At 67.5% G+C, this 25523-nt stretch carries 27 protein-coding genes, 1 tRNA gene and 1 pseudogene; 8 read left to right on the top strand and 21 right to left on the bottom strand.

The window, feature by feature from the left end:
- The first annotated feature begins 64 nt into the window (after positions 1 to 64).
- A complete protein-coding gene (locus tag ABZW60_RS38080; protein ID WP_355485395.1) occupies positions 65 to 310 on the top strand; it encodes a hypothetical protein in 246 nt (81 codons plus the stop codon).
- Between the two features lie 198 nt (positions 311 to 508).
- On the top strand, positions 509 to 2014 hold the full coding sequence (locus ABZW60_RS38085; protein ID WP_355485397.1) for a hypothetical protein: 1506 nt from the start codon (positions 509 to 511) through the stop codon (positions 2012 to 2014).
- Between the two features lie 48 nt (positions 2015 to 2062).
- Here the strand turns inward: ABZW60_RS38085 and dcd are convergent, their stop codons facing one another.
- Together dcd and ABZW60_RS38095 are read right to left on the bottom strand one after the other, a co-directional pair.
- Positions 2063 to 2638 (bottom strand): dCTP deaminase, encoded by a 576-nt coding sequence (gene dcd, locus ABZW60_RS38090; RefSeq protein WP_355485399.1) that lies wholly within the window; start codon positions 2636 to 2638, stop codon positions 2063 to 2065.
- A 148-nt stretch (positions 2639 to 2786) separates the two neighbouring features.
- On the bottom strand, positions 2787 to 3227 hold the full coding sequence (locus tag ABZW60_RS38095; protein ID WP_355485401.1) for a MarR family transcriptional regulator: 441 nt from the start codon (positions 3225 to 3227) through the stop codon (positions 2787 to 2789).
- Between the two features lie 393 nt (positions 3228 to 3620).
- Between ABZW60_RS38095 and ABZW60_RS38100 the strand changes: the two genes are divergently transcribed.
- A tRNA-Gly gene (locus tag ABZW60_RS38100) sits at positions 3621 to 3694 on the top strand.
- Positions 3695 to 3773: 79 nt separating this feature from the next.
- On the opposite strand, the gene ABZW60_RS38105 is transcribed toward ABZW60_RS38100, so the two are convergent.
- The 14 genes and pseudogenes from ABZW60_RS38105 to ABZW60_RS38170 all read right to left on the bottom strand — a co-directional run bounded on the left by ABZW60_RS38105 (position 3774) and on the right by ABZW60_RS38170 (position 13513).
- The gene (locus ABZW60_RS38105) at positions 3774 to 4940 is read right to left on the bottom strand and encodes a tyrosine-type recombinase/integrase (RefSeq protein WP_355485403.1); all 1167 of its coding nucleotides are present in this window, start codon (positions 4938 to 4940) and stop codon (positions 3774 to 3776) included.
- On the bottom strand, positions 4940 to 5164 hold the full coding sequence (locus ABZW60_RS38110) for a helix-turn-helix domain-containing protein (protein ID WP_355485405.1): 225 nt from the start codon (positions 5162 to 5164) through the stop codon (positions 4940 to 4942). Before ABZW60_RS38110 ends, ABZW60_RS38105 begins: the two co-directional genes overlap by 1 nt.
- A gap of 38 nt (positions 5165 to 5202) precedes the next feature.
- Positions 5203 to 6450, bottom strand: coding sequence for a DUF3631 domain-containing protein (locus ABZW60_RS38115; RefSeq protein WP_355485407.1), 1248 nt, complete (start codon positions 6448 to 6450; stop codon positions 5203 to 5205).
- A 104-nt stretch (positions 6451 to 6554) separates the two neighbouring features.
- Complete coding sequence (locus ABZW60_RS38120; protein WP_355485408.1) at positions 6555 to 7478, bottom strand: bifunctional DNA primase/polymerase; 924 nt, start codon at positions 7476 to 7478, stop codon at positions 6555 to 6557.
- Complete coding sequence (locus tag ABZW60_RS38125; protein WP_355485410.1) at positions 7475 to 7720, bottom strand: hypothetical protein; 246 nt, start codon at positions 7718 to 7720, stop codon at positions 7475 to 7477. Before ABZW60_RS38125 ends, ABZW60_RS38120 begins: the two co-directional genes overlap by 4 nt.
- A 25-nt stretch (positions 7721 to 7745) precedes the next feature.
- Positions 7746 to 8168, bottom strand: a complete 423-nt coding sequence (locus tag ABZW60_RS38130; protein WP_355485412.1) for an RRQRL motif-containing zinc-binding protein — start codon at positions 8166 to 8168, stop codon at positions 7746 to 7748.
- Positions 8165 to 8473, bottom strand: a complete 309-nt coding sequence (locus tag ABZW60_RS38135) for a DNA cytosine methyltransferase (protein WP_355485466.1) — start codon at positions 8471 to 8473, stop codon at positions 8165 to 8167. The genes ABZW60_RS38130 and ABZW60_RS38135 overlap by 4 nt, the downstream gene beginning before the upstream one ends.
- A gap of 195 nt (positions 8474 to 8668) precedes the next feature.
- Positions 8669 to 9274, bottom strand: a pseudogene (gene dcm, locus ABZW60_RS38140) (DNA (cytosine-5-)-methyltransferase); the annotation flags it as partial.
- Entirely contained in the window at positions 9166 to 9525 is a 360-nt protein-coding gene (locus tag ABZW60_RS38145; RefSeq protein ID WP_355485414.1) for a hypothetical protein, read from the bottom strand. The gene ABZW60_RS38145 and the pseudogene dcm, both read right to left, overlap by 109 nt.
- A gap of 174 nt (positions 9526 to 9699) precedes the next feature.
- Positions 9700 to 9945 (bottom strand): hypothetical protein, encoded by a 246-nt coding sequence (locus tag ABZW60_RS38150; protein ID WP_355485416.1) that lies wholly within the window; start codon positions 9943 to 9945, stop codon positions 9700 to 9702.
- Entirely contained in the window at positions 9942 to 12158 is a 2217-nt protein-coding gene (locus ABZW60_RS38155) for a cell division protein FtsK (protein WP_355485418.1), read from the bottom strand. The genes ABZW60_RS38150 and ABZW60_RS38155 overlap by 4 nt, the downstream gene beginning before the upstream one ends.
- Before the next feature lies 1 nt (position 12159).
- The gene (locus ABZW60_RS38160; protein ID WP_355485419.1) at positions 12160 to 13047 is read right to left on the bottom strand and encodes an ABC transporter permease; all 888 of its coding nucleotides are present in this window, start codon (positions 13045 to 13047) and stop codon (positions 12160 to 12162) included.
- Positions 13044 to 13268 carry a hypothetical protein gene (locus tag ABZW60_RS38165; protein ID WP_355485421.1) on the bottom strand — a complete coding sequence of 75 codons (225 nt, stop codon included), beginning with the start codon at positions 13266 to 13268 and terminating at the stop codon, positions 13044 to 13046. The genes ABZW60_RS38160 and ABZW60_RS38165 overlap by 4 nt, the downstream gene beginning before the upstream one ends.
- Positions 13265 to 13513 carry a DUF6284 family protein gene (locus tag ABZW60_RS38170; RefSeq protein WP_355485423.1) on the bottom strand — a complete coding sequence of 83 codons (249 nt, stop codon included), beginning with the start codon at positions 13511 to 13513 and terminating at the stop codon, positions 13265 to 13267. The genes ABZW60_RS38165 and ABZW60_RS38170 overlap by 4 nt, the downstream gene beginning before the upstream one ends.
- A 552-nt stretch (positions 13514 to 14065) precedes the next feature.
- Between ABZW60_RS38170 and ABZW60_RS38175 the strand changes: the two genes are divergently transcribed.
- The 4 genes from ABZW60_RS38175 (at position 14066) to ABZW60_RS38190 (ending at position 17699) form a co-directional block, all read left to right on the top strand.
- Positions 14066 to 14947: a DUF5919 domain-containing protein gene (locus tag ABZW60_RS38175; protein ID WP_355485425.1), complete on the top strand. Its 882-nt coding sequence runs from the start codon at positions 14066 to 14068 to the stop codon at positions 14945 to 14947.
- Entirely contained in the window at positions 14944 to 15756 is an 813-nt protein-coding gene (locus ABZW60_RS38180; RefSeq protein ID WP_355485427.1) for an inositol monophosphatase family protein, read from the top strand. Before ABZW60_RS38175 ends, ABZW60_RS38180 begins: the two co-directional genes overlap by 4 nt.
- A gap of 36 nt (positions 15757 to 15792) precedes the next feature.
- Entirely contained in the window at positions 15793 to 16893 is a 1101-nt protein-coding gene (locus ABZW60_RS38185; RefSeq protein ID WP_355485428.1) for a hypothetical protein, read from the top strand.
- A gap of 263 nt (positions 16894 to 17156) precedes the next feature.
- The gene (locus ABZW60_RS38190) at positions 17157 to 17699 is read left to right on the top strand and encodes a hypothetical protein (protein WP_355485430.1); all 543 of its coding nucleotides are present in this window, start codon (positions 17157 to 17159) and stop codon (positions 17697 to 17699) included.
- A 12-nt stretch (positions 17700 to 17711) separates the two neighbouring features.
- Here ABZW60_RS38190 and ABZW60_RS38195 read toward each other — a convergent pair whose 3' ends face one another.
- The 4 genes from ABZW60_RS38195 to ABZW60_RS38210 form a co-directional block, all read right to left on the bottom strand.
- Positions 17712 to 18563, bottom strand: a complete 852-nt coding sequence (locus ABZW60_RS38195; protein WP_355485432.1) for a hypothetical protein — start codon at positions 18561 to 18563, stop codon at positions 17712 to 17714.
- Positions 18560 to 20131: an alkaline phosphatase D family protein gene (locus ABZW60_RS38200; protein ID WP_355485434.1), complete on the bottom strand. Its 1572-nt coding sequence runs from the start codon at positions 20129 to 20131 to the stop codon at positions 18560 to 18562. Before ABZW60_RS38200 ends, ABZW60_RS38195 begins: the two co-directional genes overlap by 4 nt.
- Before the next feature lie 97 nt (positions 20132 to 20228).
- Positions 20229 to 21038, bottom strand: a complete 810-nt coding sequence (locus ABZW60_RS38205) for a hypothetical protein (RefSeq protein WP_355485436.1) — start codon at positions 21036 to 21038, stop codon at positions 20229 to 20231.
- Between the two features lie 87 nt (positions 21039 to 21125).
- Positions 21126 to 23279: a (Fe-S)-binding protein gene (locus ABZW60_RS38210; protein ID WP_355485438.1), complete on the bottom strand. Its 2154-nt coding sequence runs from the start codon at positions 23277 to 23279 to the stop codon at positions 21126 to 21128.
- Positions 23280 to 23468: 189 nt separating this feature from the next.
- Here ABZW60_RS38210 and ABZW60_RS38215 point away from each other — a divergent pair, with 189 nt between their 5' ends.
- The gene (locus ABZW60_RS38215; protein ID WP_355485440.1) at positions 23469 to 23996 is read left to right on the top strand and encodes a hypothetical protein; all 528 of its coding nucleotides are present in this window, start codon (positions 23469 to 23471) and stop codon (positions 23994 to 23996) included.
- A 3-nt stretch (positions 23997 to 23999) separates the two neighbouring features.
- Here the strand turns inward: ABZW60_RS38215 and ABZW60_RS38220 are convergent, their stop codons facing one another.
- Complete coding sequence (locus ABZW60_RS38220) at positions 24000 to 25451, bottom strand: GAF domain-containing protein (RefSeq protein ID WP_355485442.1); 1452 nt, start codon at positions 25449 to 25451, stop codon at positions 24000 to 24002.
- Positions 25452 to 25523 lie beyond the last annotated feature (72 nt).

The following is a 25523-nucleotide window of genomic DNA, read 5'->3' on the forward strand; positions in this document are numbered from 1 at the left end:
CCTGGGCGAAGCATTGCCGAAAACCACCACACAGCACGGGGACCGAGCGAAGGGGAGCACGATCATGTTGAGCGAACAGCAGGAAGTCGCCCGCTACCGCGTCGAGGACCAGATCCGGAAGATCGAAGCGCGGGCGCTGCGGTCCAACGGCCGGCCGCGGGTCAGGACCCGCACGCGGTTCGCGGGCCTGCTGCACAAGGTGGCCGACCGGCTGGAGCCGGCCTCCCGCCGCCTGACCGAGCCGGCCACCCGGCCGCTGACCGAGCCGCAGCCCCGCCACCGCGGGACCGGGCTCTCGATCGTCCGATGAACGGGGTGCCGCTGAGCGGCGCGGCCGCCGCCATCTGCGCCGTCCTCGAACGGCTCGGCCTCGTCAGCGCCGGATCGCCGGTCCGCCGGTAGCGCTTGCAGGTTGGTGCAATGCCTGTGGATAACTGCCCGGGCGGACCCGTGAACACTGCTAGCGTTCAGTCGATCATTCTCGGTCGACCTGGGAGAGATACCAACGATGTTGCGTCCGATGGTGGCGACCACAGCTGTCACCGCTGCCCTGATCCTGCTGGCCGGCTGCGGCGGCGACGACAAGAAGTCCGACGCGGGCTCGGAGAACAGCGGCGGTACCACCTCTTCGCCGACGCCGTCCGCCCCGGCCGCCCCGACCTTCGACCCGCCCAAGGCCTTCACCGCCGCCGCGGCGTATCCGGTGCCCGACTACGACGGCCGGGGGATGTACGACGAGCCCAAGCGCGGCATGGTCGGGCAGGTGGCCCTGGTCGTGAACTACCGGGGGATCACCGGCCGCGACGTCGTCGACCCCAGCAAGGCCTGGGAGATCAAGTCGGCCGCCGCAGAGACCACGAAGGTCAGCGACGCGAGCGATCCGATGGTGGCCAAGGTCGACGGCAAGGACGTCGCGGTGGTCGCCTACGCCGAGTCCGACAAGGGCAACGGCACCCAGAAGCCCTCGGGCCTGGTCGTCGTTCACTGGATCGACGTGACGACCGGCCAGAAGATCGCCGAGGTGTCCGCGAAGGTGAGCACCCTGCAGGGCACCGGTGACCTCGCGAGCGGCACTCCGAGCCTCACCACCGCGGCCGTCGACCCGGAGACCGGCCAGGTCGCCGTCGGCGTGGTCACCGCCGGAAACGCCGGCAGCGACCAGACGGTGTTCGCGGATCCCGCGACGCAGAAGTCCACGGTCGTGCCGGGCCTCAGCCCGGCCGCCGTCCACGCCGGTGTTTTCGCGGGCACGCCGAGCAAGTCGAGCGAGAAGGGCGACGGCTCGGTCAGCCTCGTCGACGGCGCGAGCGGCAAGGTGACGAAGCAGGTCCCGCTGAAGCAGGCCTACCTGGAGCCACTGGCCGGCGGCTCCAAGCACGCGTACTTCTACGGTCACAAGGAGGCGAGCTACTCCGGCGGGACCCAGGGCGAGGCGTTCTTCGTGATCGACCTGGCGACCGGCGCCGTGGCGCAGACCGTGGCGGCGGCCCCCTCCGACTTCGACGTCAAGGTCGCGTGCCTGCCGGACCAGGCGACCGCGGTCGTCTGCTCGAGCACCACGCAGCAGGGTCATCCGCTGGAGCTCCTCGGGTTCGACGACAGCACGGGCAAGAAGACCTGGGGCTTCACGGACAAGTCCGAAGGACGCGTCGTGCCGAGAGTGACCGCGGCGTTCCACGGCGTCGTCTACGCACAGACCGAGGCGCAGCCGGTGCTGCTGGACGCGAAGACCGGCCTGGACCTGCCGAGCGCGGGGTCGAGCGAGAGCCCGTCGGCCGGCGAGACCCCCTCCGCCGGCGAGACTCCCTCGGACAGCACTTCGCCGACCGCCGCCGACACCCCGTCGGACTCCCAGTCGGCCGGTGGCAGTGACATGAGTCTGTACAACGGCAAGCCGGAGTCGCCCGACGCGGTTTCGCCGTTCGGCGGCATCTACGGGCAGCTGCCGCAAGGCAATTCGGTCGGTTCCACCGACCTGCAGTCGGTCACGATCTACCTGAAGCCGACCGCCTAGCCGGCTGAAACGAAAGGGCCCCGGGAATTCCGGGGCCCTTTTCGTTGGTCAGACGTCGGTGCGATGGAAGTTCTTGAACGAGCGCGACGGGGTCGGGCCGCGCTGCCCCTGGTAGCGGGAGCCGTACTTGGCGGAGCCGTACGGGTGCTCGGCGGGGGAGGACAGCCGGAAGAAGCAGAGCTGGCCGATCTTCATCCCGGGCCAGAGCTTGATCGGCAGCGTGGCGACGTTCGAGAGCTCGAGTGTGACGTGGCCGGAGAAGCCGGGGTCGATGAAACCGGCCGTGGAGTGGGTCAGCAGGCCGAGCCGGCCGAGCGACGACTTGCCCTCGAGCCGGGCGGCGACGTCGTCGGGGAGCGTGACGAGCTCGTACGTCGATCCCAGGACGAACTCACCGGGATGCAGGATGAACGGCTCGTCCCCTTCGGGCTCGACGAGCCGGGTCAGGTCGGGCTGTTCCTCGGACGGGTCGATATGCGGGTACTTGTGGTTCTCGAAGACCCGGAAGAACCGGTCCAGCCGTACGTCGACACTCGACGGCTGCACCATCGCAGCTTCGAACGGGTCCAGCTGGACCCGCTTCGCGTCGAGCTCGGCCAAGATGTCACGGTCGGAGAGCAGCACGGGTCGCACGTTAGCAGCGTGCCACTCGTCCGCGCAGCCCCGCGCCCGCGGCCGGAGTGCTTCCCCGTGCCTGGTGGTGAGTCGTCCGGAGCCCTCAGCTCCCCGGCGGGAGCACACCACCAGACCGTGGGCCTGAGGCAACTATTGGCTAGTTGGCCAGCTTGTTGAACTTCGACACCTGGGTGGCGAAGGTCTTCACCTGCGCCGGGGACCAGTCCTTGAGCAGGTCCTCGATCACCTTGTGCCGCTTCTTCCGGGCCGCCGTCAGCTTGCGCTTTCCGGCCGCGGTCAGGGTCAGCAGGGTCGCACGCGCGTCCGACTTGTCGGCGGCCCGCTTCAGCAGACCCTCCTCCTCGAGTCGCGCGCAGGCCCGGCTGACCGGTCCCTTGTCCACCTCGAGGGCTGCCACCAGGTCGGCCATCCGCACCGGCGCCAGCTCCTCCACGTGGTTCAGCAACGCGTACTGCGCCGGCTCCAGGTCCGGATGCGCCTCGTTGGACAGCGTCCGCTGCAGACCGCGCAGCCGCCGCGCCAACGTGACGAGTTCCTTCTCCAGGTTGTCCACCGCGTCAGTAGTGTCTGTTGCCACCGTTCACCCCTTCATCCAGTTGCCCCGCAACCATCTCGCCCGGTCCAGGACCGCATCCTCACGTTGCGTCGAATGTTGCCCCCGGCAACGCGTTCTAATCTGCCAGAAGATGACGACCCTGCCCAGTCCTGAACGTGCCCTTTGTGGAAAACTGCCCAAGAAGCCCCGCTGCAAACCGTCCGTAACCCCCTTTTCGATGCATTCGGCACCAAGTTCGGGGCCGGGCCGCTGACTCCGCAGCAACCACGCCCGCCGGCGGTGGGTGCGGGGGTCGCCGACGGGTGGGCCTCGGGACGTCGGCAGGGGCCGATCTCCGGTCCGGCGCGCGGACCCCACGTGGTTCACGGCCCGCGAATCAGCTATGCTCGTCTCCGCTGCCGGGAGACCGGCCGCGCGGGTGTAGTTCAATGGCAGAACATCAGCTTCCCAAGCTGACAGTGCGGGTTCGATTCCCGTCACCCGCTCCACAACCCAGCCCCAGGTCAGAGGCACTTTTCCGACCTGGGGCTGAGTCATGTCAGCGACCTGAAACCGGCCGCGTGCCCGTTACGTGCCCGATGCGATCGGCAACGCGCCGTCTTCGTCGTCGCCGTCCTGGTCGGCGTCGTCCGCCGTACGCAGTCCGTCGAGATGTTCCGACATGGCTTGCGCTAGGAACCGTTGGCGACTGTCGCGAGTGTGGATGTAGCGGACGGCGGCGCGGGTGCTGGCATGGCCCATTCGCTGCATCAGATCGGCCAGAGTTGCGCCGGACTCGGCGGCCCAGTTGTTGCCGGTGTGACGTAGGTCGTGGAAGTGGATCGCGCCCGTCACCTCAGCGGCCTTCAGCGCCTTCCGCCATGCTCGCTGGAAGTTGGACCGACGCAGCAGCGCGCCCTTCGCGCCGGTAAAGACGTGCGACTCAGCTCCGGGCTTCACATAGATCTCGAAGTGCAATCGAAGGTCTTCGGTCACCAGCTCCGGGAGGTGAATGTCCCGGACGCCGGCGTCGGACTTCGGCGGACCGATCCGGAGTTCTCCGGTCGGGAGTTCGACGGCGGCCCGCCGTACCTTGACCACCCCACGGCTCAGGCTGACGTCCCGCCGTTGAAGTCCAGCGAGCTCGCCCCATCGCAGGCTGCCCATCGCGGCCAACAAAACAAGCGCTCGATAGCGAGGGGCGATTCCGCTGGCGATTCCGTAGACCTCGGCAAGGGTCAGCGTCGGTCGCTCAGGACTCTTCTCCGTTGCCGCACCTTTGATGTAGCAGGGGTTGAACTCGATCATTCGGTCCTCCACGGCAGTTGTCAGAATCGACCGCAGCAGCCGGTACGCCTTTGCAGTGGTGACTGCTCCTAGTCCGCCGTCCAGGAGAGATTTCCTCCATGTGCGGAGCATCGGCGCGGTGAGGGTGTTCAGCGGCTCCTCACCGAGGGTCGGCGCAATGTGATTGCGCAACAGCCCGTTGTAGAGAACTAGCGTCTTCGGCCTGAGACCGGGGCGCTCATCGATCCACTTCCGTGCGTACGTTCCGAGCGGCGTCGCAGCGAGGGCAGGGTCAATCCACTGCTTACTCAGCAGCTCGGCTTCCTTGTTGGTCAGCCAGCGTGCGGCGTCGGTCTTGTTGGCGAACGTGTGCGGCGCGGGGCGGTCAATGCCGTCCGGTCCGGGGTACCGCGCCTGCCACCGGCCGGACGCCAACTTGCGGATACGACCAAATCGACGCTTTGACATCAGGCAGCGGTCCTTTCCAGAGCCGGGCGCATGGGTTCGACGGTGTTCTGTTCGATCAGTTCGCGGATCGCGGACTCAGGGATGCGCACCATCCGGCCGATGCGCACGAACCTGATACGGCGCTCCGAGATCAGTCGGCGCGGAAACCGGACGCCACTGGTGTTGAAGGTGCCGAGCATGACCGCTGCCTCTTCCACGTCGAGCAGTCGGTCACTGTCACTCATCGGGGTCGTCAAGGTCGTCCTTCCTCGGGGCTGTCGGCTCATGCGCAGTCCGTCTGGTTGTTGTCGTCGGCAAGGTCGGGAACGGCTCTGAGTGGCCAAGCCGTCCCAGCCGTCCCAGGCGTCCCTTCGCAGGTCAGGTGCGGGACGGCTTGGGTGGGTGGGACGGCTTGAGCCGTCCCAGGGGTGGAAGCCGTCCCCGGCGTGACCTGCATTGGGACGGCTGGGACGGCTGGGACGGCTTGTGCCGTACCGGCGTCATCGACGGTGTCGGTGGTGGTTTCGGGTTCGGGGCAGTAGCGGTTCCACGCGTCGGTGAAGGCGCTGCGGTGGTAGCCCTTGGCCTGTCCGGCGGGGAACCGGATGTTGCCGCTGCGGATCTCGAAGTCGCGGAGCAGCATGCCGAGCTTCATCGGTGACAGCCCGCCCGATCCGAGAGTCGCCCAGGGCGCTTCGTCGTCGGCCAGGAGTCGTTGCAGCAGGTCGGCGGTGGGCAGTGCGTCGGCGTCGCCGAATGCGGTGCGGCAGTCGGCCAGGAGCCGCACCGACAGCGGCAGTTCGGCGGAGTCTTCCTGCTCGGCCAGCAGGGTCAGCGCGGCCTGCCGGGCGTCGCCGGGCCAGTGACCTCCGGCCAGGTCGGCAACCGCGATGAGGGGTTCCCAGGTGTCGGCGGCGCGGTCTTCTAGTGGCATCGCGGGCATGGCGTCGGCCAGCTCGTCTACGTGGGCGGTGAGCCATTCGTGCAGCCGGTAGCCGATCAGGGCCAGCGCAGGGCCGTCACGTCGTACCCGGTAGGGCTGTACGCTCTCGCCCTTCGCACGGCGGCGCATCCGGATGACGGCGGCGCGGTCCTCGATCGTGTCCGGCATCGCGCCAATCCCTGCCAGGGCAGCCATGGCGAACGTCTCGTGGCTTTCCACGCGGTTCAGTCCGGCGTTGAACCGCTTGGTTGGTCGGCCGCGCTGGTGACCGGCGTTCAGCAGGCCGCGCAGGTCTTCGTGGTCGCCTGCCTTGGGGCCAAAGATCGTGTCGGCCTCATCGAGCAGCAGCGTCGGGGGGTCGTTCGGGGTGAGTCCGATGGACCGGTAGACCGCCGATGGGGAGGCGTTCGCGGACATCAGCGGTTGGTGGCACATCGCTTCGACCATGTCCAGCAGCCGCGACTTCCCGCAGCGTCGCTGCGGTGCCCGGATGACCAGCCGTGCCGCGCAGTTCCATGCCTCCATCGCGTGGGTCGCGGCGATCCACAAAACGACGGCGATCAGCGCGGCCGGGCTGGGCAGGATCACGTACCGGGTGATGGTGGTGGCAACCTCGTCCAGCAGTTCGGCACCGTTCACCCGCTGACGTACAGCGTCGGCTGTCGTCTCGGGAGTGGTGTCGGTTGGGGTGGTCATGCGGCGATCCCTTCGTCATGGAAGCCGCCGGTGATAGCGGCTCGAATGTCGCGGGCGGTCTGGTCAACTTGCTGCCCCACGTCGGTCAGTGCGGCGATCGCGTCGTCACGGCTGATCGCACCGGCCGCAACCATCCGCGCAACCCCGCGAGCGGCGCCGTAGAGCGTGGTTCGGCGCTTGCCCTCGGGTGCGTTGCGGACGGCGTTGAGCGTGGACGTGAGCAGGCTCTGCGGGTTCGAGATGCCCCCCGCTCTGGTGGTCCGGATTGGCCCGGCCGGGTGGGTCGTGGAATCGGCCGGCATGGGCGGTAGGCAGGCGTCGATCAGCGGCGGGGGCATCTCGCTCGGGTCGCTCAGGCCGTCGCCCCACCGGTAGGGCTGGCGGCTGCGGTGGTGGATCGACGGCGGAAGGACGACGTACCCGCCGTCAGCCTTCACGTCGATGCCCGGCCGTCCTGGCATCGGCCGGGACCCGATCTCGCGGCCGGGGTGGCGGTAGTACAAGTGCACCCCGCCCGACCCGGTACGGACCCACAGCGTGCGCGGCACCAGATCGTGCGCCACCAGCTCCGCCAGGCTCACGCCTCCGCCGTGCGCGGGGTCCACGTCGACCACCACCAGGCCGGACACGGCCCCGGTGCGTACGGCGAGTTGTCCGGCCGGGACGGCGGTGACGATCTGCGCGACGCGTTCGGGGTCGGTGGTGGCGGCGTAGAACCCGTGGCAGGTCAGGTGCCCGCACGTCGCCGGATCGTGCGCCGGGTTGTGTGCCTGGTCGCGATCCGGAGACGCTGCCGTCGGTGCCGGGCGGCAGTCGTCGCAGTTGGCTACGGGGCGCTTGGAACGGCCGAGCATGAACACCGGCCAGCCGCGCCCGGCCGCCTCCAGCGCGGCGGTCAGGATCGCTGCGGGGGCGTTCACTGAGCGGCCCATTGGTCGCCGGGGTTGGCGTGCTTCCACTTGGCGCGGGAGGTGCAGGCGGTGTGGGTCTTGCCGTCGGTGTCGCGGAACTTGACCCACCAGCAGGGCCGGGACTGGGCCTTGCCGTTCACAACGGTCTGATCGGTGCGGTAGCCCTTGTCCACCACGGTTCCCGTGGCGCATCCAGTAGCAGTAAGGCAGAGCAGGACGGCCGCGACGACGGCCGGAACGAGTCGCTTCATCGGAGGTTCTCCTCTCGAGTTCGGGTCAGGCGGCGTGCGGGTAGTTGGCGGCGTCGATGCAGTCGAGGCAGCGGCCGTCAGAGGTGGGGATGCAGTAGTCGGTGACGGCCTGGCAGAGTCCGCAGGTACGGCGGGCCTGCATCGCCTTGTCCAGGGCGTTGAGCTGTGCCGGGGACGGCACGCGGGACGGGCGGGCGAGGTCGAGCCGGTACAGCCACGCCCACCGCTTGCCGCCGCGCCACACGAGCAGCGCGTACGGCTCTTGCCCGCCCGGACACATCCGCATCGCCCGGAGCTGACGACGTGTGGCGAGGCCGGCCGGGGCCCACCGGAACCGGAAGACCGGGGTTCCGTGGTGGTCCCAGCCGAGGGCCTGTTGGCCGTTCCACAGCTCGATCCAGCGGGACGCGGCCGGGTGCAACGTGGCGCGGTCCAATGCCGTGCTCATGCCGTCACCCCCGCCTCGTCGTTGGCGTGGTGTACGGCGTCGATGCGGCCGGCGACCCACTCGAACACCGGGACGGCAACGGAGTTGCCGAGTTGCGCGTACCGGTCGCGGTCGGACTGCGGGATGCCGTTGGAGGTGGTGGTCCAGCCGTCCGGGAATCCCTGGAGTCGTTCGGATTCCAGCGGGGTCAGCCGGCGTGGGCCGGTGTGGGACTGAACCACGTAGGTGACCATCGACGGGTCCTGCTTGTCGTTCCCGCCATGACTCACGAGCGAGTGCGCGAAGGCCGGTGCCCAGGCGGTCACGCCGCCTCGCGGCTCTCCGTCGCCGCGACTCGTTCCAACGCCTCCCTCAACAGCGGCGGGAGGTTGCGGCGTCGCCTCGCGGTGCGGGTGAGGATGCCCCGGCAGACGGTCGGGTTCAAGGAGTACGCGGACAGGTGCGGTCCGGTCTCCAGAATGTCCGACAAGGACGAGTCGGCGGCGTCGGTGGGGTACTCCGAAACCGCGACCGTCCAGCACCCGCCAGGCACTGTCCATCCCGAGCTCGGCCAGGTCCGCGAGCACGGTCCCGAAGTCGCGGCCGCCGTTGACGGACAGAAGGCCAGGGACGTTTTCGCCGACGAACCAACGGGGACGAAGCTCACCCAGCAGTCGCGCGACATGCAGCCACAGACCCGAGCGTGGATCTGCCAGGCCGCCACGACGGCCGCGAGATGAGTTTCCTTGGCAGGGCCACCCGGCCGCGAGGACGGTTCGGTCGGGAACAACTCCAACTGCGATGAGGTCATCGGCGGTCACCTTCGTGAGGTCTTCGAACGGGACGGTTTCGGGGAACCGGTCGCCCAGCACACCGCGCGCCCGCGGATCGATCTCGACAGCGGCCACGGCCGGGACGCCGGCGCGGTGGAAGCCGAGGTCGATGCCGCCGATTCCGGCGCACAGCGACACCAGCTGCAGGCCGCCCGTCGCCGGCGCGGTCGGCATCGTCGGGGCGGTCATGAGCGGTCGCCCTTGCTGGTGGAGTTCTGGCCGGCTCCCCGGACGGCGCGCATGTGGTTGATGACGTGGCGGCCGACGCGGACCCGCAGCCCGGAGCCGTCGCATTTCCCGCAGTGCCGGTAGGCCCGGCCGAACGGGGACTTGAACTTGCCGACGCCCTTGCAGCGGCGGCACTTGCCGAACGGCCAGATCAGGCAGGTGAACAGGTAGAACGTGACGGCGATGGTCACGATGAGTGCCACCGTGGCGACCTGTCCAGCGGTGTGGACGGTGGCGGCGAGGGTAGCGGCAGCGTCGGAGCTGTCGCTACCGTGGGTAGCGGCGGTGAGGGTGGCGGTAGCGGCGCGGGACAGCATGGGAAGCCTCCAACGGGCTGTTTTTGGGCGTGAGGTGCCGTGGCCGCTACTCGCTACGCGCGAAAGAACGGCCTGGTCAGGTTTGGGTTGCGGGGTAGCGGGACGGGTAGCGCAGCCGCTACCGGTAGCGTCGGGGCCGCTACTTCAGCCGTCCCGCACCCTCAGTGCATTCAGTTACCGTGTGTAGCGTCTTGGCTGGGTCCGGCGGACGGCACGGGCAGCGCGCCGGAACCGGAAGCGGGCTGCTCGCCACTCCGAGGTTCGCCACACTCGGCCGGTGAGCGGGTCGGGCTGCGACAGCTCGGCCAGCTCGTGGACGGCGGCGGCGTACTCGTCGAGGGCGCGCTGGTGCCGGTCGGCCAAGGCTTGGCGGCGGGCCCGGAGTGCGGTGTTGAGATCCACGCTCAGCAGTCCCTTCATCGGCCGGTGGTGGTGTCTCGGCGGGCCATGGCGGCGCGCAGGTCGTCGGCGCTGACGCCCTTGCGGACCACGCCGTCGCGCTTGACGTTCACCGACGGGACGCCTTGTGCGCGGGCCTGTGCGGAGATTGCCTCCGGGGTGGTGCCGTCGTACTGCTCGGGCATCTGGTTGGCGAGGCGTCCGGCGATGGTGTCCCAGTGCGCCTTGCCGTCCGGGCCCATGACGGTCAGCACGTCGGCCAGCACATCGCGGGTCGCCCGCTCGAGCTCCTCCCCAGCCGCCTGGCCGGTCAGGGTCCCGGCCGCCTCCCGGTACTTCCGTGCGGCGGTGAGGATCTTGTCCGCGTCGGCCGCGTCGGCCAGGAACGACCGCACGGTCGGCGTGTTGTCGGTGACCCCGTACAGGTAGCCGACACCCCGGTACTCATCGCCTACCGGCAGCGTGGAGGCGTCGAAGCCTTCCTGGTAGGCGTCGCCGCCCAGGATCGCCTCCGAGACGGTGCGGTTGCCGCACTTGAGCGCGAACCGTGCCGAGTGGTTGTCCCGGTAGCGGTTGAACAGCCGCGACACGTCACCCGCGCCGACACCAGACGGCTTCTGCGACGACGAGATCAGCACCACGCCGGCCGACGGCCCAACGGCCTGGATGCGGGACAGCTTGGCCGCGATCTCCTTGTTCACGGCCTGGTCCTCGGTCTCGAAGTAGACCTGGAACTCCTCCATCACCATCACCAACACGCGCAGGTCCGGGTAGCGCGGGTCCCGGGCGAGTTCCTTGGTCAGCTTGCCGTCCGGGCACATCGTCACCGGCAGTGTGGTCAGGATCGAGTTCACGCGATCGATGTGCTTGAGCACCTCGTCCAGGATCGCCTGGAGACGCTCGATCGGGTTGTCGTCGTTCGGGTTCGGGTGCGTCCCGAACACGGTCCGGTGCGCGACCTTCTTGAAGCCCAGCCAGTCCGGGGAGTTCTTGCCGTCAGCAACGATGAGCTTCACGTACGGGTCCAGCGACGCCCACAACGCCACCAGCCGGGCGAAGAACGTCTTGCCCTTCCGAGGCTGCGCGCCGACCAGCAGCGAGTTCCACATCAGCAGCAGCGACACCAGCGCGTCCCGCTCGTCCTTGCCCAGCTTGACCGGCTCCCAGATCGAGCGCGGCTTGCAGTCCAGCATCTCCGTGCGGCCCACCGCGACGGCCAGCGGGTCCCGGTCGGACACGAACAGCGTGTGCCGCCGCGAGCTGGACTTGTCCGGGGTCAGGAACACCTGATTCACGTGCACGTCCAGACCCGAAGCGATCTTCTCCCGCGCCCCGGCCACGTCCGACCAGCCCTTGCCGTACGGGAGATCCACGACCACCTGAGAACCGGTGTTCCGTGCGTCGCGGGACATGGGCGACCCGAACCGGACCTCCTGGTCGGCGCGATCAGGCTTGCCGAGACCGGCCGCGTAGTACGCCCGGAGCACGATGTCGGAGTTGAGCTTGCGGAACCGGGGTGCGACGACAGCGGTACCGAGGACGGTCTGACCTGCGGGTCTGCCGTAGTGCGCCAGCCCGGCGACCGCCGCCGCACCCACCGCGGCGAGACCAGCGGCCGGGGCCGCGTTCCACGCGATCGGCAACCCGATCAGCAGACCGAGGTTCTGTGCCGCGAGGACCAGACCGCGCCACATGCGGGTCGCCTTGAGCTGGCGGTGGATCTTCTCCCACTCCTTCAGCTCCCCCGCGTCGGCGGCCTTCTGCTCCAGCAGTACCGAGTTCGGGACCCACCACCAGCGCATCTGCTTGCCGATCAGCCGCGACAGACCCCGGCCGGCGAACCAGGCGAATTTGGTTGCGTACCAGGGCGAGCGCACCGCATGGAAGGCCGTCACGTGCCCGGCCCGGCCGCCAGCGCGGCGCATCGTCGCGGGCAGCGCCTTCGGCCGCAGATGCACCGGCACGATCGGCAGTCGCTGCCCGTCCGCGACCGGGACCGGCGGGCCGGGGGTGTCGACCGGCACCATGACCTTGCCGGTGGCCGGGTCTTCGTCGGTGTCGTCCAACGCGATCTCGTAGGCGGTGTCCATCGACTCCACCTCGCCCGCCGACAGCGGCACCAGCGCGCCGGCCGTCTCCTCCGGGGCCTGCGCAGCCTCGGGTGCGTCGTCGCGGCGGGCGCGGTGCGCGTCCAGGTCGATCGGGTCGGGCAGGTTGTTCACGGGCTCGGTCATGTCACTGCTCCCCGTTCTGGGTGGGGCGGGTGTGGATCAGGTGAGCGAGTGCGGCGCCCATGCCGAGCACGGCAACGGGCAGGCAGGCAACAGCGGTGGTGATCGGCCACGGCGCGGCCGTCACGCCGGCGGCCTCAAGCAAGTGGTAGGCGACCTGTCCCAGCGCGCCCAGCGCGAGCGCGGACAACGCGGAGACCTTGGCGAACCGGCGCGCCTTGGCCGGGACACGGCCGGACAGCCACACCCGCAGCGCGAACGCGGCGTAGGTCTCGACACCGATCGGCAGCGTGATCGCAGAGTTCAAGGTGAACCCGTCCGCGATCCCCGGCAGCGGATGTACGACACCGAATCCGGTCAGCTCACCGAGACCGACCCACCCAGACCAGACCGCGACGAACGCGGGCAGCGCCAGCAGCAGCACCGGCCACGACCGAACCGGGCGCATCTCATCCCTGGACTCGGCACTGCTCTCAGCCTCGCTGTCCGGGGTCGTTTCGGGAGCCGGGGAGATGCCGCCCGCGCTGTCCGGGTATGCAGCCGCGGGAACCAGTTCGGCCGGGAACACCTCAGCATCGGAGACCGGGTTCGTCTGCTGCGTGACCTGCGCAGACTCTTTGGCAGCGTCGTCGGCAGCCGTGTCGGCGGTCGCGGTCTCGGTGGTGGTCTCGTCCGGGTCCGGCACCGAGTGAAGCCGGGTCTCCAGGCGGTCCTCGGTGCGCTCCTCGGTCAGGGCGGCGTGGACAGCCTTGGCCTTGTCCTTGCCAATCCGCAGATGCTTCATCAACCGGTTCTGGGACGGGATCTCGCCCAGCTCGACGGCGAGACGGCGTGCGTCCGGGATCAGGTCCTCAACCGGGACCGGGTACGACGTACGAAGCGGAGTACTCATCGCGCCTGACCTCCCGTCAGGTGGCTAGCGACCCAGCCGCCCGCGTGCGGCAGCGTGTCAGTGGTGTGCAAGACGTGGTCGCCGTGCCAGACGATCCACGCCGTCCCCAGCGCCGTACGCGGCGAGACGACCTGCACCAGGTCGTAGCCCGCGACCTTCCACCAGCCGAAATCGACCCGGACGAGGTCCGACACGGGCAGCTCGGCAACCGGCGCGGTCATGCCACAACCTCCGTCTCCGGGGTGCGGGCGGCCAGCACGCGGGCGGCCTCGATCACGCGGTGGGCAGCGCGGCGAACGCGGCGACTGTCCAGCACCGACGCGTTCGGACCCGCGTTGATGAGGGCGATCTGTGCGTTCAAGAGGTCCAGCTCGGCCTCAATCAGAGGCCACTCGTACTCAATCGCGGCCATGTCAGCGGCGGTCGGTTCCTCACCACTAACGGCGGACAGGTGGATGATGCTCATGGGTTGCGCTCCTCTTAAGACGACTAGTGCGACCTAGACGCCTCGGCGGTGCCAGCCGCCGGGGCGTCGCTTCTCGAAATCGCTTTCGAGCTGCGATTTACCGTAGCGCCTCTTGCCCGTTGATCGCAACAGGGAGGCGATATTCTGTGTGGCGTGACTGACCCACGGAATGCTCTAGAGGCCGCGACCGCCCGATATCGAGAGACCGAGGCGACCCATGAGCAAGCTCGCCAGGAGCTGCTCGACGCCGTCATTGACGCATTGCGCGCAGGCGTTCCGCCGACTGAGGTAGAGCGGCTGTCGCCGTTTACGGCGGCGTACATCCGCAAGACGGCGAGAGAGCGAGGCGTACCGCCAGCAGAGCGCGGCCGGAAACCGTCCAGGCCTGCGCGGTAGCACGTGGTCTTGGGCATGCCAGAAGTCTTGGAGACCGGGAGTCTCGCTCTAACTCCGCGTGTATCTCATCTCGACCGTACGTGAACCATCTGGTCTCATCTCTGTCTCATGAGACTGATAGCTTGACGAGACTCGAACCAGCCCTGGGGAGCAGCGATGCTGGCTGAAACAGCACTGAAGGTCCTACTGCGACAGCGCCACTTGCAGGAACATCGGGCGTTCTGCCGCGAGTACGACAAGGTTGCCCGCGTGGTTGATCGCGAGCTCGTCGGCGGCTATCCGAGCAAGGCCACGTTCTACCGGTGGCTGTCGGGCTCACTCACTGGCCTGCCACACCCAGGACACTGCCGGATCCTGGAACAGATGTTCCCTGGCTGGCGAGCTGAGGCACTGTTTCTGCCGTGGCCGGATGAGCCGCCCGCAGATCCGACCGTCATGCCCGCGCCGTCTGGCTCGTCAGTGCAGCCATATGCGAGACCAGCCGAACCGACGACCCCGGCCGCCTATGCCGGCGTAACGGCGATCTACACGAGCCGTACAGAGTTCTCGCACGAGATCCCGCCGTCGAAACTGTTCGACAGCGCCTCGGATGTGGCGGCGGCGGGACTCTCGCTGAACCTGATCTGCCAGCAGTACCCGGACCTCAAACTACGTGCTCTGCTCCGGCGTGCTTCGGTCCGACTGCTGTTCCTCGATCCGGACGGCGAGTCCGTGAAGCGCCGAAACCGAGAGGAAGGCCACGAGGAAGGGCACCTCTCGGCTTGGTCGCGAGGGAACATCAACATCATGAGCAGGCTCCGAGACGATCTCGGTGATGCGGCGGACAAGCTGGAAATGCGGATGTATGACGAAACGATCCGCTTCAATCTCATGTTCATAGACCAAAAGCTCTGCGTTATGCAGACTTACCTGCCAGCGCTCCGGGGGCTAGATTCACCGACATTCGTCATGGAGCGCTCTGGCAACGAATCTTCGGATCTGTACTCTGTCTATGACCAAATATTCGCCTCACTCTGGGAGTCAGGTAAGACGATATGACGGATCTCTCGAAGCTCCTGAACATTGCAAACGAGGCGGTAGATATCGGTCGCCAGGCGGCCGTCACGCAAGAACTGGGAACACTTACGCCCAAAGGTGATCGCGATATGGCCTCAGAGGTAGATTTCGCGGTCGAGGAGGCGGTTAGGTCGTTTCTCGCGGAGGCTACCCCGACTATCGAATTCCTTGGCGAGGAGGAGGGGCGATCTGGGGACGACTCGGGCGATCTTCTATGGGTTCTCGATCCAATCGACGGAACCGCCAACTTTGTTCACGGAATCCCTCTTGTCGCCATATCGCTCGGACTGGTAGCGGAAGAATCATCCCTCGCGGGCGTGATTGATATGCCCTTCTTGTCACGGCGTTACTCAGGAAGCCTTGGATCTGGCTCCTATTGCAATGGCCAAAGAATTCACGGCAGCAAATGCGACAGGCTAGACGATGCCATTGTCGCAATCGGGGACTATGCGGTCGGTGTTGGAGCAAGGGAGCGGAACCTTCCTCGACTGGCGCTCACATCTCTGCTCGCGGAGAAGGTGCAGAGAGTGCGCATGCTCGGTACGGCCGCGACAGATCTTGCATGGGTCGCTGACGGCAGCCTCGATGCGTCGATCATGTTCAACAACAAGCCATGGGACACGAGCGCAGGTGTCCTTATCGCACGTGAGGCGGGCGTCAAGGTGCTCGATCTGGACGGTATGCACCACACCTTCCATTCGGCAGGCACGATCGCAGTCACCACGGAGCTCGCTTCGGACCTCATGGAGCTCGTTGCCGATGCTCAAAAGAGCTCGACCCTAGCGCCTTAACGGTCCCGGATGGGATGATCGCGGACTGCGCGGTTTGTGACTCAGTTTGAAGTGGGGGAGCATGTGACTCTGTTGGCATCAATCATGCCGGGCTTTCGAGATATTCGCTCACAATTCCTGGTTGGGTCGATCTGGGTAGCCTCCATCGTGCTCGTCGTCATTCCGGGACGAGACCATTTGCGTAAATTGCTGACTTTCAAGCCGCTTATCGATCCCTGGAACGCTCTGCCAGAATCCATCAGATTTGGAATCCTAGCTACGGCTGTCTATCTCCTAGGTATGGCGATCCCATCTTGGATAGCGGCTGGCATGGCGCCAATTCGCAAGAAGTTGGTCAAGGTTCTGATTGATGATCCGAATCCGCTAATGAAGGGTCGACGCAACCAATTCCGGGTCGCCGTCGCGAAGCGTCTCGACGCTATTCGGAACAGATTGTTTGTGCCATCGGGTGGATCGAATGGGTTGATCTCAGCTGCGATCCAGAACTCAATACCGGACGGAGCAGATGACGGTGTAGCTAACGTTCTCGGCGCTCCGGTTGCTCTGGCCGAAATTGAACTTGCGGCCTTGCGGCTGTCGAAAGAGTTGCCCGAACAGTATCAGCAATACGACCGTATAAAGTCGGAAGGAGAGCTTCGGACGTCGATAGCCCCGGCGCTCGCGGCTGTAGGCTTCGGAGTTTCGCTCTATGCGGTCAATGTTCCGATCGGCGTTGCCGTTGCGCTGGTTGGCTTCTGCGTCGCTCTGACGATCTCTAGTCAAGGTCACGCGCTTCGTCTGGAAGCTGAGAGTCTCATCGCGACGGCGATATATCTCAAATGGACCGGGACTCCAACCGTAGATGCGATTTCGGCAGACTTGAAGCAGCTTCAAGTCACAGGAAATTCAAGCGTGGCTGGCCAGCTCGATTGTGTTCTCGGGCATATTACGGCGATGCATAACCCAGAGGTTAACCAGTGGGTCAGTTCGCGAATGCGTCACCCGAGCCGCAGCGGCATTGCCATGGCTCCCGGAGTCGCCGCGATCCTTCGAAAGTATGAACTGCGCGGCATACATCACCCTCTGGCGGCAGAGGCTCCTCCAGCTCGTGGGGGCGACAGCTCGTCATCAGCGGCGACCGGGGCTGTCGAAGGGTAGTCCCGCTCCGTGGGGCGCGTGCCCGATTCGTGCCCGATCGGACGGCACGCAGCACGCAACTGCGGTCAATCACGGTCAATTGGAACCCGCGAACGGGCCCGGCGACACTCAGCGTGAGTAGTCCGACGATGACAATTCTGTTCCCAAGCTGACAGTGCGGGTTCGATTCCCGTCACCCGCTCCGATCAGAAAACCCCGCAGGTCAGAAGATGGATCCGGCCGTGCGGGGTTTGTCATGTCCAGCGGTGCAGGGAGTGTTCGGCGTGACGCAGCCCGGGTTCGCGATCTTTCTGAACGGCGGCTACGGGGTCGGCAAGTCCTCCACCCTCGAGCACCTGGGGGACCTGCTCGCGCAGGCAGGCAGGCCGTTCAGCCTGATGGACGTCGACTGGTTCCACCGGTCCTGGCCGCCGGCCGAGCAGGACAATGCGCTGATCGAGGCGCGCAACATCGCGGCGGTCTGGGAGAGCTACCAGACCGCGGGCCCGCGGCAATTGGTCATGTGCGGCGTGATCACGACCGAAGCCGCTCGGCAGCGGTACGCGACCGCGGTCGGGTGCCAGATCCGCACGATCCGCCTGACTGCCGACGCGGATGTCGTCCGGCAGCGGTTGCGGGGGCGTTACAGCGCCAGTCAGCAACGAGCTCTGGACTGGCACCTCGAGCGGTGTGACGAGATCGCCGCCCGGTTGGAGGCGGCGGATCTCGACGAGCTGGTTGTCGACACCACCGGGCTGGAGCCGCACGAGGTGGCCGAAGCGGTGGTGCGGCACTTCGGGGCGACGGAGTGTGGTTCAAACGGTTGATTCAGGCAACGATCAGCTGCCGTAGACCTCGAGTTCGACGATGCGGGAGTAGGTGTGGTCGTTGCCGTCGAGGCACAGGATGCGGACGGCGTCGGCCTGGACGGGAGTGAAGGTCGACGTGACGTGCCCGACGGTGTTGCCGCGGACCTGGGCGACGGTCTGCCAGGTGCCGGCGACGCGGGCCTGGACGTCCCAGTCGCGCAGACCGTTCAGCCGGGCCGGGTACTTCGTCGAGTCGAGGGTGTACAGCTCCACCCGGTTGACGGTCGCAGGCGCGGACAGCGCGACGTCGTACGTGTCGGGGAAGGCCGCGCGGGTGCCGTCGTTCCAGCCGGTCAGCGTGTCCCAGTGCTCGGAGTCCTCGTCGCCGTCGACGGCGCCGCAGAGGGTGAAGTTGCCGTGTGTGGAGGACGCGGTCGCCTGCTCACCGAGCGCGAGGTTGTCGCCGGGACCCTTCGGCGGCAACGGGTCGACCGTCACCGGAACGGTCACCCGCGACCGGTCGACCTCGACATCGATCGTGTAGCTCCCGGGTGCGGTGTTCCGCGGGACGCGGACCTCGACCGGCGCGGACACCGGCTGGTCGGGGTCGACCGCCGGGAGCCAGGATGAGAAGAGCGTGCGCGACATTTGCAGCGGACCGGTCGGCGCGAGCGTCAGGTCGGCGTACCGGTCCTGGGTCCCGGTGTTGGTCATCGTCAGGTTCAGCAAGCTGGGGAAGCAGGGCAGTCCGACCACGTTCAGCTGCTCCGGCGCGACGCCGATCGCCACGTCGGAAGTTGCCGAAGGCATCGAGCTGGAGCCGAGCAGAGCGGCGGCGACGAGCGTGCCGGCCGCGACGACGGTCTGTCGGGGGATCCTCATTGCTGTACCTCCGCGATACCGGGGCGGCCGTCCTCGACGAGGAGCTTGGCGCGGGTGCTCACGGTGCCGCCCTGGACGGACACCTTGTCGACGACGCGGTAGTCCGAGATCCACCGCTGCGGCGTGACGCTGCAGCTGACGTAGCCGCGCTGGAAGTTGCCGAACTTCATGTGCGGGTTCTCCCGCAGCAACGTCGCGCCGCCGGCGTCGAGGTCCTCACCGTCCATGCCGGACGTGACCGACGTACCGACGAACTCCGCGCCGACCGTCGCCGACGCCGGATCGTCGAAGTCGAGCTTCAGGTCCGACGCGACGCTGCGGTGCAGGTCGCCGGCGATCGAGACCAGGTTGCGGACCTTGCGCTCGACCGCGCCGCCGAGGATCCGGTTCCGGGACGCCTCGTACCCGTCCCAGGTGTCCATCGGGACCAGCACGTCGGGGCCGTCCTTCGTGTCCAGCCGCGCGATCGCGGTCTGGTGCGCCAGCACGTTCCACCGGGTCTGGGACGCCGCCCAGCCGTCGAGCAGCCACTTCTCCTGCGCGTCGCCGGTGATCGTGCGCGCCGGGTCCTTCGTCTCCGGACCGGGCGCCTTCGTGCCGTCGCCGTACGCCTGGTCCGACCGGTACTGGCGGGTGTCGAGCACGTTGAACTCGGCGAGCCGCCCGTACCTGAACCGCCGGTACAGCTGCATGTCCGGACCCTTGGGCAGTTGCGCGAGCCGCAGCGGCATGTGTTCCCAGTACGCGCGGAACGCGTTGGCACGGCGGACCCGGAACTGTGCCGGCGGCGCGCTCGGATGCGCCTCGTCGGCCCAGTTGTCGACCACCTCGTGGTCGTCGAGCGTCACGATCCACGGCGCGTTCGCGTGCGCGCTCTGCAGGTCGGAATCCAGCTTGTACGCCGCGTACCGCTGCCGGTACTCGTCCAGCGTCACGGTCTGCTGGGTGATGTACGGCTCGTTCGAGTGCGGCCGGATGCCGCGGTCGATGCCGAACTCGTAGATGTAGTCGCCGAGGAAGAACACCACGTCGTGCTCGCGCCGGGCCAGGTCGGCGTACGCCGTGTACCAGCCTTCCCACCACGCCTGGCAGGACGCGAAGGCCAGCGACAACTCAGGGACGACGGCGTTGTCCGCCGGCGCGGTCCTGGTCCGGCCGACCGGGCTGAGCTGCCCGTTCACGCGGAAGCGGTACCAGTAGTGGCGCCACGGCTGCAGGCCGCGGACGTCGACGTGCACCGAGTGGCTCGACTCCGGGCCGGTCCGGGCGGTGCCGGAGCGGACGATCCGGTGGAACTGCTCGTCCGCGGCGACCTGCCACTGCACCTCGACCGGCCGCCGGTCCATCCCGCCGAACGGCGCGAGCGGATCGGGGGCCAGCCGGGTCCAGATCACCACCGCGTCCGGCAACGGATCGCCGGACGCGACACCGAGCGTGAACGGATCCCGCCGGTCCGGCCGGCCCGTCCACCCCGCGACAGCCGTCCTGATCTCCGGAAGACTGCCGCCCAGCGCGAGCGCCGCCGCTGCTCCGCTGACAGTGAGGAAGTTGCGTCGTGTAGTCGGCATCGGCACCCACCCACCCGATCATCCCGAGGTGATCACATCCGTAACGGGAGATTACGAGAAGTTCACACAACAGGGTGGGAAAATGACCGATTCCGGCCTATCGCACGATCTTGCTCGCGGGCGGAGCGGTGATGGTGACCGGCTTGTTGTAGTCGCTCATGGTCATCACCATCGAGACGCCGAGCTGGTCGAAGGTCATCCGGCGGACGACGTGCGCGGAGTCCATCCACAGCGAGTAGGTCAGCGTCCTCGGCAGTTGCGCTGGGATCGTCTTGGTACCGACCGCCTTCAGCGCCGTCGCGGTGTCCATGACGAGGTCGTACTGGTCGAGCTTCAGGCCGTCGACCGTCTGCGACCTGACGTACTTGACGTTCCGCATCGCCTTGGCGATCTGCTTGAACACGTTGGTCGGGTCCGCGCTGTTCAGCGTGTTGCCGAGCCCGTTCTTCGGGTCGGCCAGCTCCGCCGCCGTGACCTTGACGTACTTTCCGGCCGGGGTCTTGCCGGGCCAGGACAGGTAGGCGGCCTTGCCGGTGCCGATCATCCGGATGGTGCGGCCGTTGAACGCGAGCCCGGACATCTCGATCGAGACCGCCGGCGGCTTGGCGGACTGAACCCCGCTGATTGTCGCCAGCGTGGTGCCGTTGCCCGTCACGGTGCCGGCGATCCGCCAGGTCTTCTGCTTGGTGAGTGCCGCGTTCATCGCCGGGACGAACGTCACCCGGTTGAGGTGCGCGACCGGCTTGGCGGCTGCGGCCGTGTTGGTGGCGTCCGCCTTCGGCGCGGCCGTCGTGGTGGCCGGGGTCGACGGCTTGTAGCCGGTGGCCTTCGGTTCTCCGCCGCAGGCGGCCAGGCCGAGGGCGAGCGGTACGGCGGCCGCGGTGGCGACGGCGGCGCGGAACTTCATGGTGGTGTTTCCTCCCCAGGTGATGCAGACGGTGGATCTTATGGTCTGGACCGCCTGGGGAGGAAGGGTTTTGCAGCTAGTTGCAGGTCAGCTTTCGCCACGTTTTACAGAAGAGAGCAGCAGCTGCGCGACGTCCTGGACCTCGACCTCCTCGCGGGCCGAGCCGTCGGCCTGCTTGGCGGTGAGGCCGTCGGACAGCATCACCCGGCAGAACGGGCAGCCGGTGGCGATCTTGTCGGCGCCGGTCTCGACCGCCTCGGTCGTGCGGTTCAGGTTGATGCGGGTACCGAGCTTCTCCTCCATCCACATCCGCGCGCCGCCGGCGCCGCAGCAGAACGACTTCGTCCGGTTGCGCGGCATCTCGGCGTACTCGGCGCCGGGGATGATGTCGAGCAGCTCGCGCGGGGCGTCGTACACCTGGTTGTGGCGGCCGAGGTAGCACGGGTCGTGGTACGTGATCTTCTGGCCGTTGAGCGAGCTGTCGGTCGGCGCGACCGGCGTCAGCTTGCCGTCGCGGACCAGTCGGTTCAGCAGCTGCGTGTGGTGGATGACGTCGAGCTCGACGCCGAGCTGTGAGTACTCGTTCTTCAAGGTGTTGAAGCAGTGCGCACAGGTGGAGACGACCTTGCGGACCTTGGTCTCCTTGAAGACCTCGGCGTTCTGCATCGCCAACTGCTGGAAGACGAACTCGTTGCCGGACCGCCGCGCCGGGTCACCGGTGCAGGTCTCGCCGTCACCCAGGACGGCAAAGCTCACCCCAGCGATGTTCAGCAGCTCGGCCACGGCCTGCGTGGTCTTCTTCGCCCGGTCCTCGAAGGCACCCGCGCAGCCGACCCAGAACAGGTAGTCGACCTCGTCCAGCGACTCGACGTCCGCGCCGACCTGCTTGACCTCGAACGGAAGGTCCTTGGCCCAGTCCATCCGGCCGGACGGGTTCATGTTCCACGGGTTGCCCTTGTTCTCCAGGCCCTTGAACAGCCCGTTGAGCTCGGACGGGAATGACGACTCGATCAGCACCTGGTACCGGCGCATGTCCATGATCGCGTCGACGTGCTCGATGTCGACCGGGCACTGCTGGACGCACGCGCCGCACGACGTGCAGGCCCACAGCGCCTCCTCGTCGATGACCGCGACGTCCGCGGGGCCGACCAACGGCTTGTCCTGCTCGGCGAGCACCAGCTCCGGCAGCGACTTGCGCTCCTCGTCCGACGACGCCAGCAGGTACGGCGCCTTGGCGTAGGCGTGCTCGCGCAGGTTCATCATGACGAGCTTCGGCGACAGCGGCTTGTCGGTGTTCCACGCCGGGCACTGCGACTGGCAGCGGCCGCACTCGGTGCAGGTGGTGAAGTCGAGCAGGCCCTTCCAGGTGAAGTCCTCGACCTTGCCGACGCCGAGCGCCGCGTCCTCGTCGAGCTCGTCGATGTTCTCGAAGTCGATCGGGGCGCCGTTGACCGTGATCGGCTGCAGCGCGCCCAGCGCCGTACCGCCGTCGGGCTTGCGCTTGAACCAGATGTTCGGCCAGGCGGTGAACCGGTGCCAGGCGACACCCATCGTGGCGTTCAGCGAGATCGTGATCATCCAGGCGAACGAGATCAGGATCTTGATCATCGCGACCAGGTAGACCGCGTTCTCCAGGCCCTGCTCGCTCAGCCCGCCGAACAGGCCGCTGCCGATGAAGAAGGTCATCGGGAAGTGGAACTTCGACGCCCCGCTCAGCTCGTACTCGAGGCCGCGGAGCAGCAGGATGCAGACGAGGACGCCGAGGATCGTGTACTCGACGTAGTACGCCTGCCAGGCGCGCGAGCCGTAGAACCGGCTGTAGCGTCCCTCGGACCCCTGCGGCAGGTGCCGCAGCCGGATCAGGATCAGCCCGACGATCGACAGCAGCCCGGTCCAGGTGAGCGCCTCGCTGACCCACTCGAACACGAACCAGTGCCCGATGATCGGCAACGCCCAGTGCGGGTCGAAGAGCTGGCCGAACGCCGTCACCAGGGTGAGGAACAGCCCGATGAACCCGAACGCGACGAACCAGTGCATCACCCCGATATGGCTCCACTGCAGCATCCGGGTGTGGCCGAGGGTTTCCTTGGCCAGGGTGACGGTCCGCTTGCCCGGCTCGTCGGTCCGACCGGCCGGCTGACCGAGCTTGATGACGGACACGATGTGCCCGATCGTCTTGCCGAACAGCGCGACGGCGACGAGTGTCACCGCGAGCGAGACGACGATGGCGAGGATCTGCATACCAGCGATGTTATTGGTTGGTTACTCGTCAGTCATGTCTGTGTAGGGCTCGTCACGCCACCAATTGGGCTGTCACCAAACCGACACACAGCGTTACAGAAGACTTCTTGCCCTCAGTATAAGCCAGTTCGTAAGTTTCCAACCACTGCAACCGCAGTACCTGTCAATCGGTTTCGGTGGGAGAGAACGATGCGTCTTCGTCGGGGAATCGCTGCTGGAGTGCTGATCACGTCCGGCCTGATGGTGCCGGCCATGTCGAACGTGGCGAACGCGGCAGCCGCCAAGTGCGACACGAACACGATCAACTGGTACACCCGGGGCGGTCACGAGGTGTACGTCGGCACCAATCTGTACAGCGACTGGATGGAAGGCCCGGGCCGGATCACCTACCAGAAGACCGCGACGTCGGAGTCGAACTCGTCATGGTCCGGGGATCTCGGGGTGAGCATCCCGCTGGTGATCGCGGAGATCCAGAACAAGTACTCCAAGACCGTGGGCAAGTCCCACTCGGTGACCGACAGCTGGTCGTACACGGCGGAGGTGCCGGCCGGGAAGGTACGTCGCTTGCACCAGCTCAAGCAGTCCTGGCGGGTCCAGGTGGTGCGCTGGAAGTACACGACCAGCGACTGCAAGAAGACCAAGGAAGTCAGCAACCGGACCGCCACGTTCCCGACCAAGAACCGCGACTACATGTGGATCCTCGTCGGTCGCGAGTGACCGTCAGTCCAGCAGCCGGGTGAGCCGCGCGGCCGCTGCCGCACGTCGCGGGTCGTCGGGACGCAGAGCGGTGTCGAGGGCCTCGAAAACTTCCAGGTCCTCGGCACCGGTCGGGGTCTGGGCGAAACGCCAGAGCAGTTCGGGATCACCCGTGTCGAGCACGGCACGGCGGAGCGTCGCGTCGAGCTCGTCGCGTTCGGCGCGTAATGCCGGCGCCTCGGAGCGGGTGAGCAGCGGGCCCGCGTACGACACGAGGGCCTTGTCGAGGTCGCCGTTGCGGAGTGCGGTGTGCACCTCGGTGACGTCGCTGCTGACGTCCGCGACGATGCGGTACGGCTTGGTGTCGAGCACCCCGCCGCCGAGGAGGTTCCGCAGCCGGTGCATCTCGGCGCGGACCGTGGTCGGGTTGCCCTCGTCGCCGTAGAGCTGGAGCATCAGCTGCTCGGCCGTCAGCCCGGTCGGCTGCAGCAACAACAGCGCGAGTACTTCGGCCCGCCGCAACGTCAGCGCGATCTCCCGGCCACCGACGATCGCGATCGGCTGACCCGAGCCGAGCAGCTTCAACCGCAAGGACGGTCGCGTACGGCGCACCGACGTGCCGGGCATGCGCAGCAGGTAGCCCTCGTCGAGTCGCTCGACCAGACCCTCACGGCCGTCGCCGAGATCGATGCGGTCGGCGCCTTCCGGGACGACGAGCCGGTCGGGCAGCCATTCGAGCGGCTGGACGGCGAGCACGCGACCGGTCGGCGTCAGCAGCGCGCCGGGTGCGTCGCCGAGCGCCATCAGGTGCCGCATGTTGCGGGCGCGCAGCATCTCGTCGGCCGCGGCCATCCGGACCTTCAGCTGTCCCTCGGCGAGCTGGGCGGCCGCGGTCACCAGCGCGACCATGGCCGGGTGGACCGTGCGCAGCGGACCGGAGACGTCGACCGCGCCGAGCAGTCGGCCGGTGTCGGGGTCGTGGACCGGCGCGGCCGCACACGTCCACTCATGGATCCGGCGGACGAGATGCTCGGCCGAATGGATCTGGACCGGCGTGCCGACGGCGAGCGCCGTACCCATCCCGTTCGTGCCGATCTGGTCCTCGGACCACACCGCGCCCTCCGACAGCGCGATCCGGTCGGCGGTTCGCTTGACGTCGGCGGCGCCCTCGCGCCACAGGATGATTCCCTGGGCGTCGGTGACGATCATGATGTGCGACGCCTCGTCGGCGATCGTCGTCAGCGTCTGCCGCAGCACCGGCAGGACGGCGCGCAGGGGATGGTCGGCGCGCAGCTCCTCGACGGTGCCCTCGTCGAGGATCATCGGCGGGGCGTCGAGCTCGGGGTCGACGGCCGCGGCCAGTGAGCGTTCCCAGGATGCGGCGACCAGCGGGCGCGGGTCGGTCGCGGCCCGGCCGCCGCCGAGCACCTCGTCGTACAGCCCGCTCAGCCGCCGGGCCTGCTCCGGTGCGTCCATCCAGCCTCACTCCGCGGTGCAACGTCGGTGCAACGTGCCGGTGCCTAGGTTCGGTCCACCGTCGGTTCCGAA

The sequence above is a fragment of the Kribbella sp. NPDC003557 genome (assembly GCF_040610805.1).
Lineage (GTDB): Bacteria > Actinomycetota > Actinomycetes > Propionibacteriales > Kribbellaceae > Kribbella.

Bases quoted from the DNA above. Each gene is read 5' to 3' on its own strand.
- ABZW60_RS38200 (WP_355485434.1), bottom strand. From the start codon at position 20,131: ATGCCGACTACACGACGCAACTTCCTCACTGTCAGCGGAGCAGCGGCG.
- ABZW60_RS38085 (WP_355485397.1), top strand. From the start codon at position 509: ATGTTGCGTCCGATGGTGGCGACCACAGCTGTCACCGCTGCCCTGATC.
- ABZW60_RS38205 (WP_355485436.1), bottom strand. From the start codon at position 21,038: ATGAAGTTCCGCGCCGCCGTCGCCACCGCGGCCGCCGTACCGCTCGCC.
- ABZW60_RS38110 (WP_355485405.1), bottom strand. From the start codon at position 5,164: ATGAGTGACAGTGACCGACTGCTCGACGTGGAAGAGGCAGCGGTCATG.
- ABZW60_RS38210 (WP_355485438.1), bottom strand. From the start codon at position 23,279: ATGCAGATCCTCGCCATCGTCGTCTCGCTCGCGGTGACACTCGTCGCC.
- ABZW60_RS38160 (WP_355485419.1), bottom strand. From the start codon at position 13,047: ATGAGTACTCCGCTTCGTACGTCGTACCCGGTCCCGGTTGAGGACCTG.
- ABZW60_RS38220 (WP_355485442.1), bottom strand. From the start codon at position 25,451: ATGGACGCACCGGAGCAGGCCCGGCGGCTGAGCGGGCTGTACGACGAG.
- ABZW60_RS38080 (WP_355485395.1), top strand. From the start codon at position 65: ATGTTGAGCGAACAGCAGGAAGTCGCCCGCTACCGCGTCGAGGACCAG.
- ABZW60_RS38145 (WP_355485414.1), bottom strand. From the start codon at position 9,525: ATGCTGTCCCGCGCCGCTACCGCCACCCTCACCGCCGCTACCCACGGT.
- ABZW60_RS38195 (WP_355485432.1), bottom strand. From the start codon at position 18,563: ATGAGGATCCCCCGACAGACCGTCGTCGCGGCCGGCACGCTCGTCGCC.
- ABZW60_RS38155 (WP_355485418.1), bottom strand. From the start codon at position 12,158: ATGACCGAGCCCGTGAACAACCTGCCCGACCCGATCGACCTGGACGCG.
- ABZW60_RS38170 (WP_355485423.1), bottom strand. From the start codon at position 13,513: ATGAGCATCATCCACCTGTCCGCCGTTAGTGGTGAGGAACCGACCGCC.
- ABZW60_RS38180 (WP_355485427.1), top strand. From the start codon at position 14,944: ATGACGGATCTCTCGAAGCTCCTGAACATTGCAAACGAGGCGGTAGAT.
- ABZW60_RS38175 (WP_355485425.1), top strand. From the start codon at position 14,066: ATGCTGGCTGAAACAGCACTGAAGGTCCTACTGCGACAGCGCCACTTG.
- ABZW60_RS38125 (WP_355485410.1), bottom strand. From the start codon at position 7,720: ATGAAGCGACTCGTTCCGGCCGTCGTCGCGGCCGTCCTGCTCTGCCTT.
- ABZW60_RS38105 (WP_355485403.1), bottom strand. From the start codon at position 4,940: ATGTCAAAGCGTCGATTTGGTCGTATCCGCAAGTTGGCGTCCGGCCGG.
- ABZW60_RS38215 (WP_355485440.1), top strand. From the start codon at position 23,469: ATGCGTCTTCGTCGGGGAATCGCTGCTGGAGTGCTGATCACGTCCGGC.
- ABZW60_RS38165 (WP_355485421.1), bottom strand. From the start codon at position 13,268: ATGACCGCGCCGGTTGCCGAGCTGCCCGTGTCGGACCTCGTCCGGGTC.
- ABZW60_RS38130 (WP_355485412.1), bottom strand. From the start codon at position 8,168: ATGAGCACGGCATTGGACCGCGCCACGTTGCACCCGGCCGCGTCCCGC.
- ABZW60_RS38150 (WP_355485416.1), bottom strand. From the start codon at position 9,945: ATGAAGGGACTGCTGAGCGTGGATCTCAACACCGCACTCCGGGCCCGC.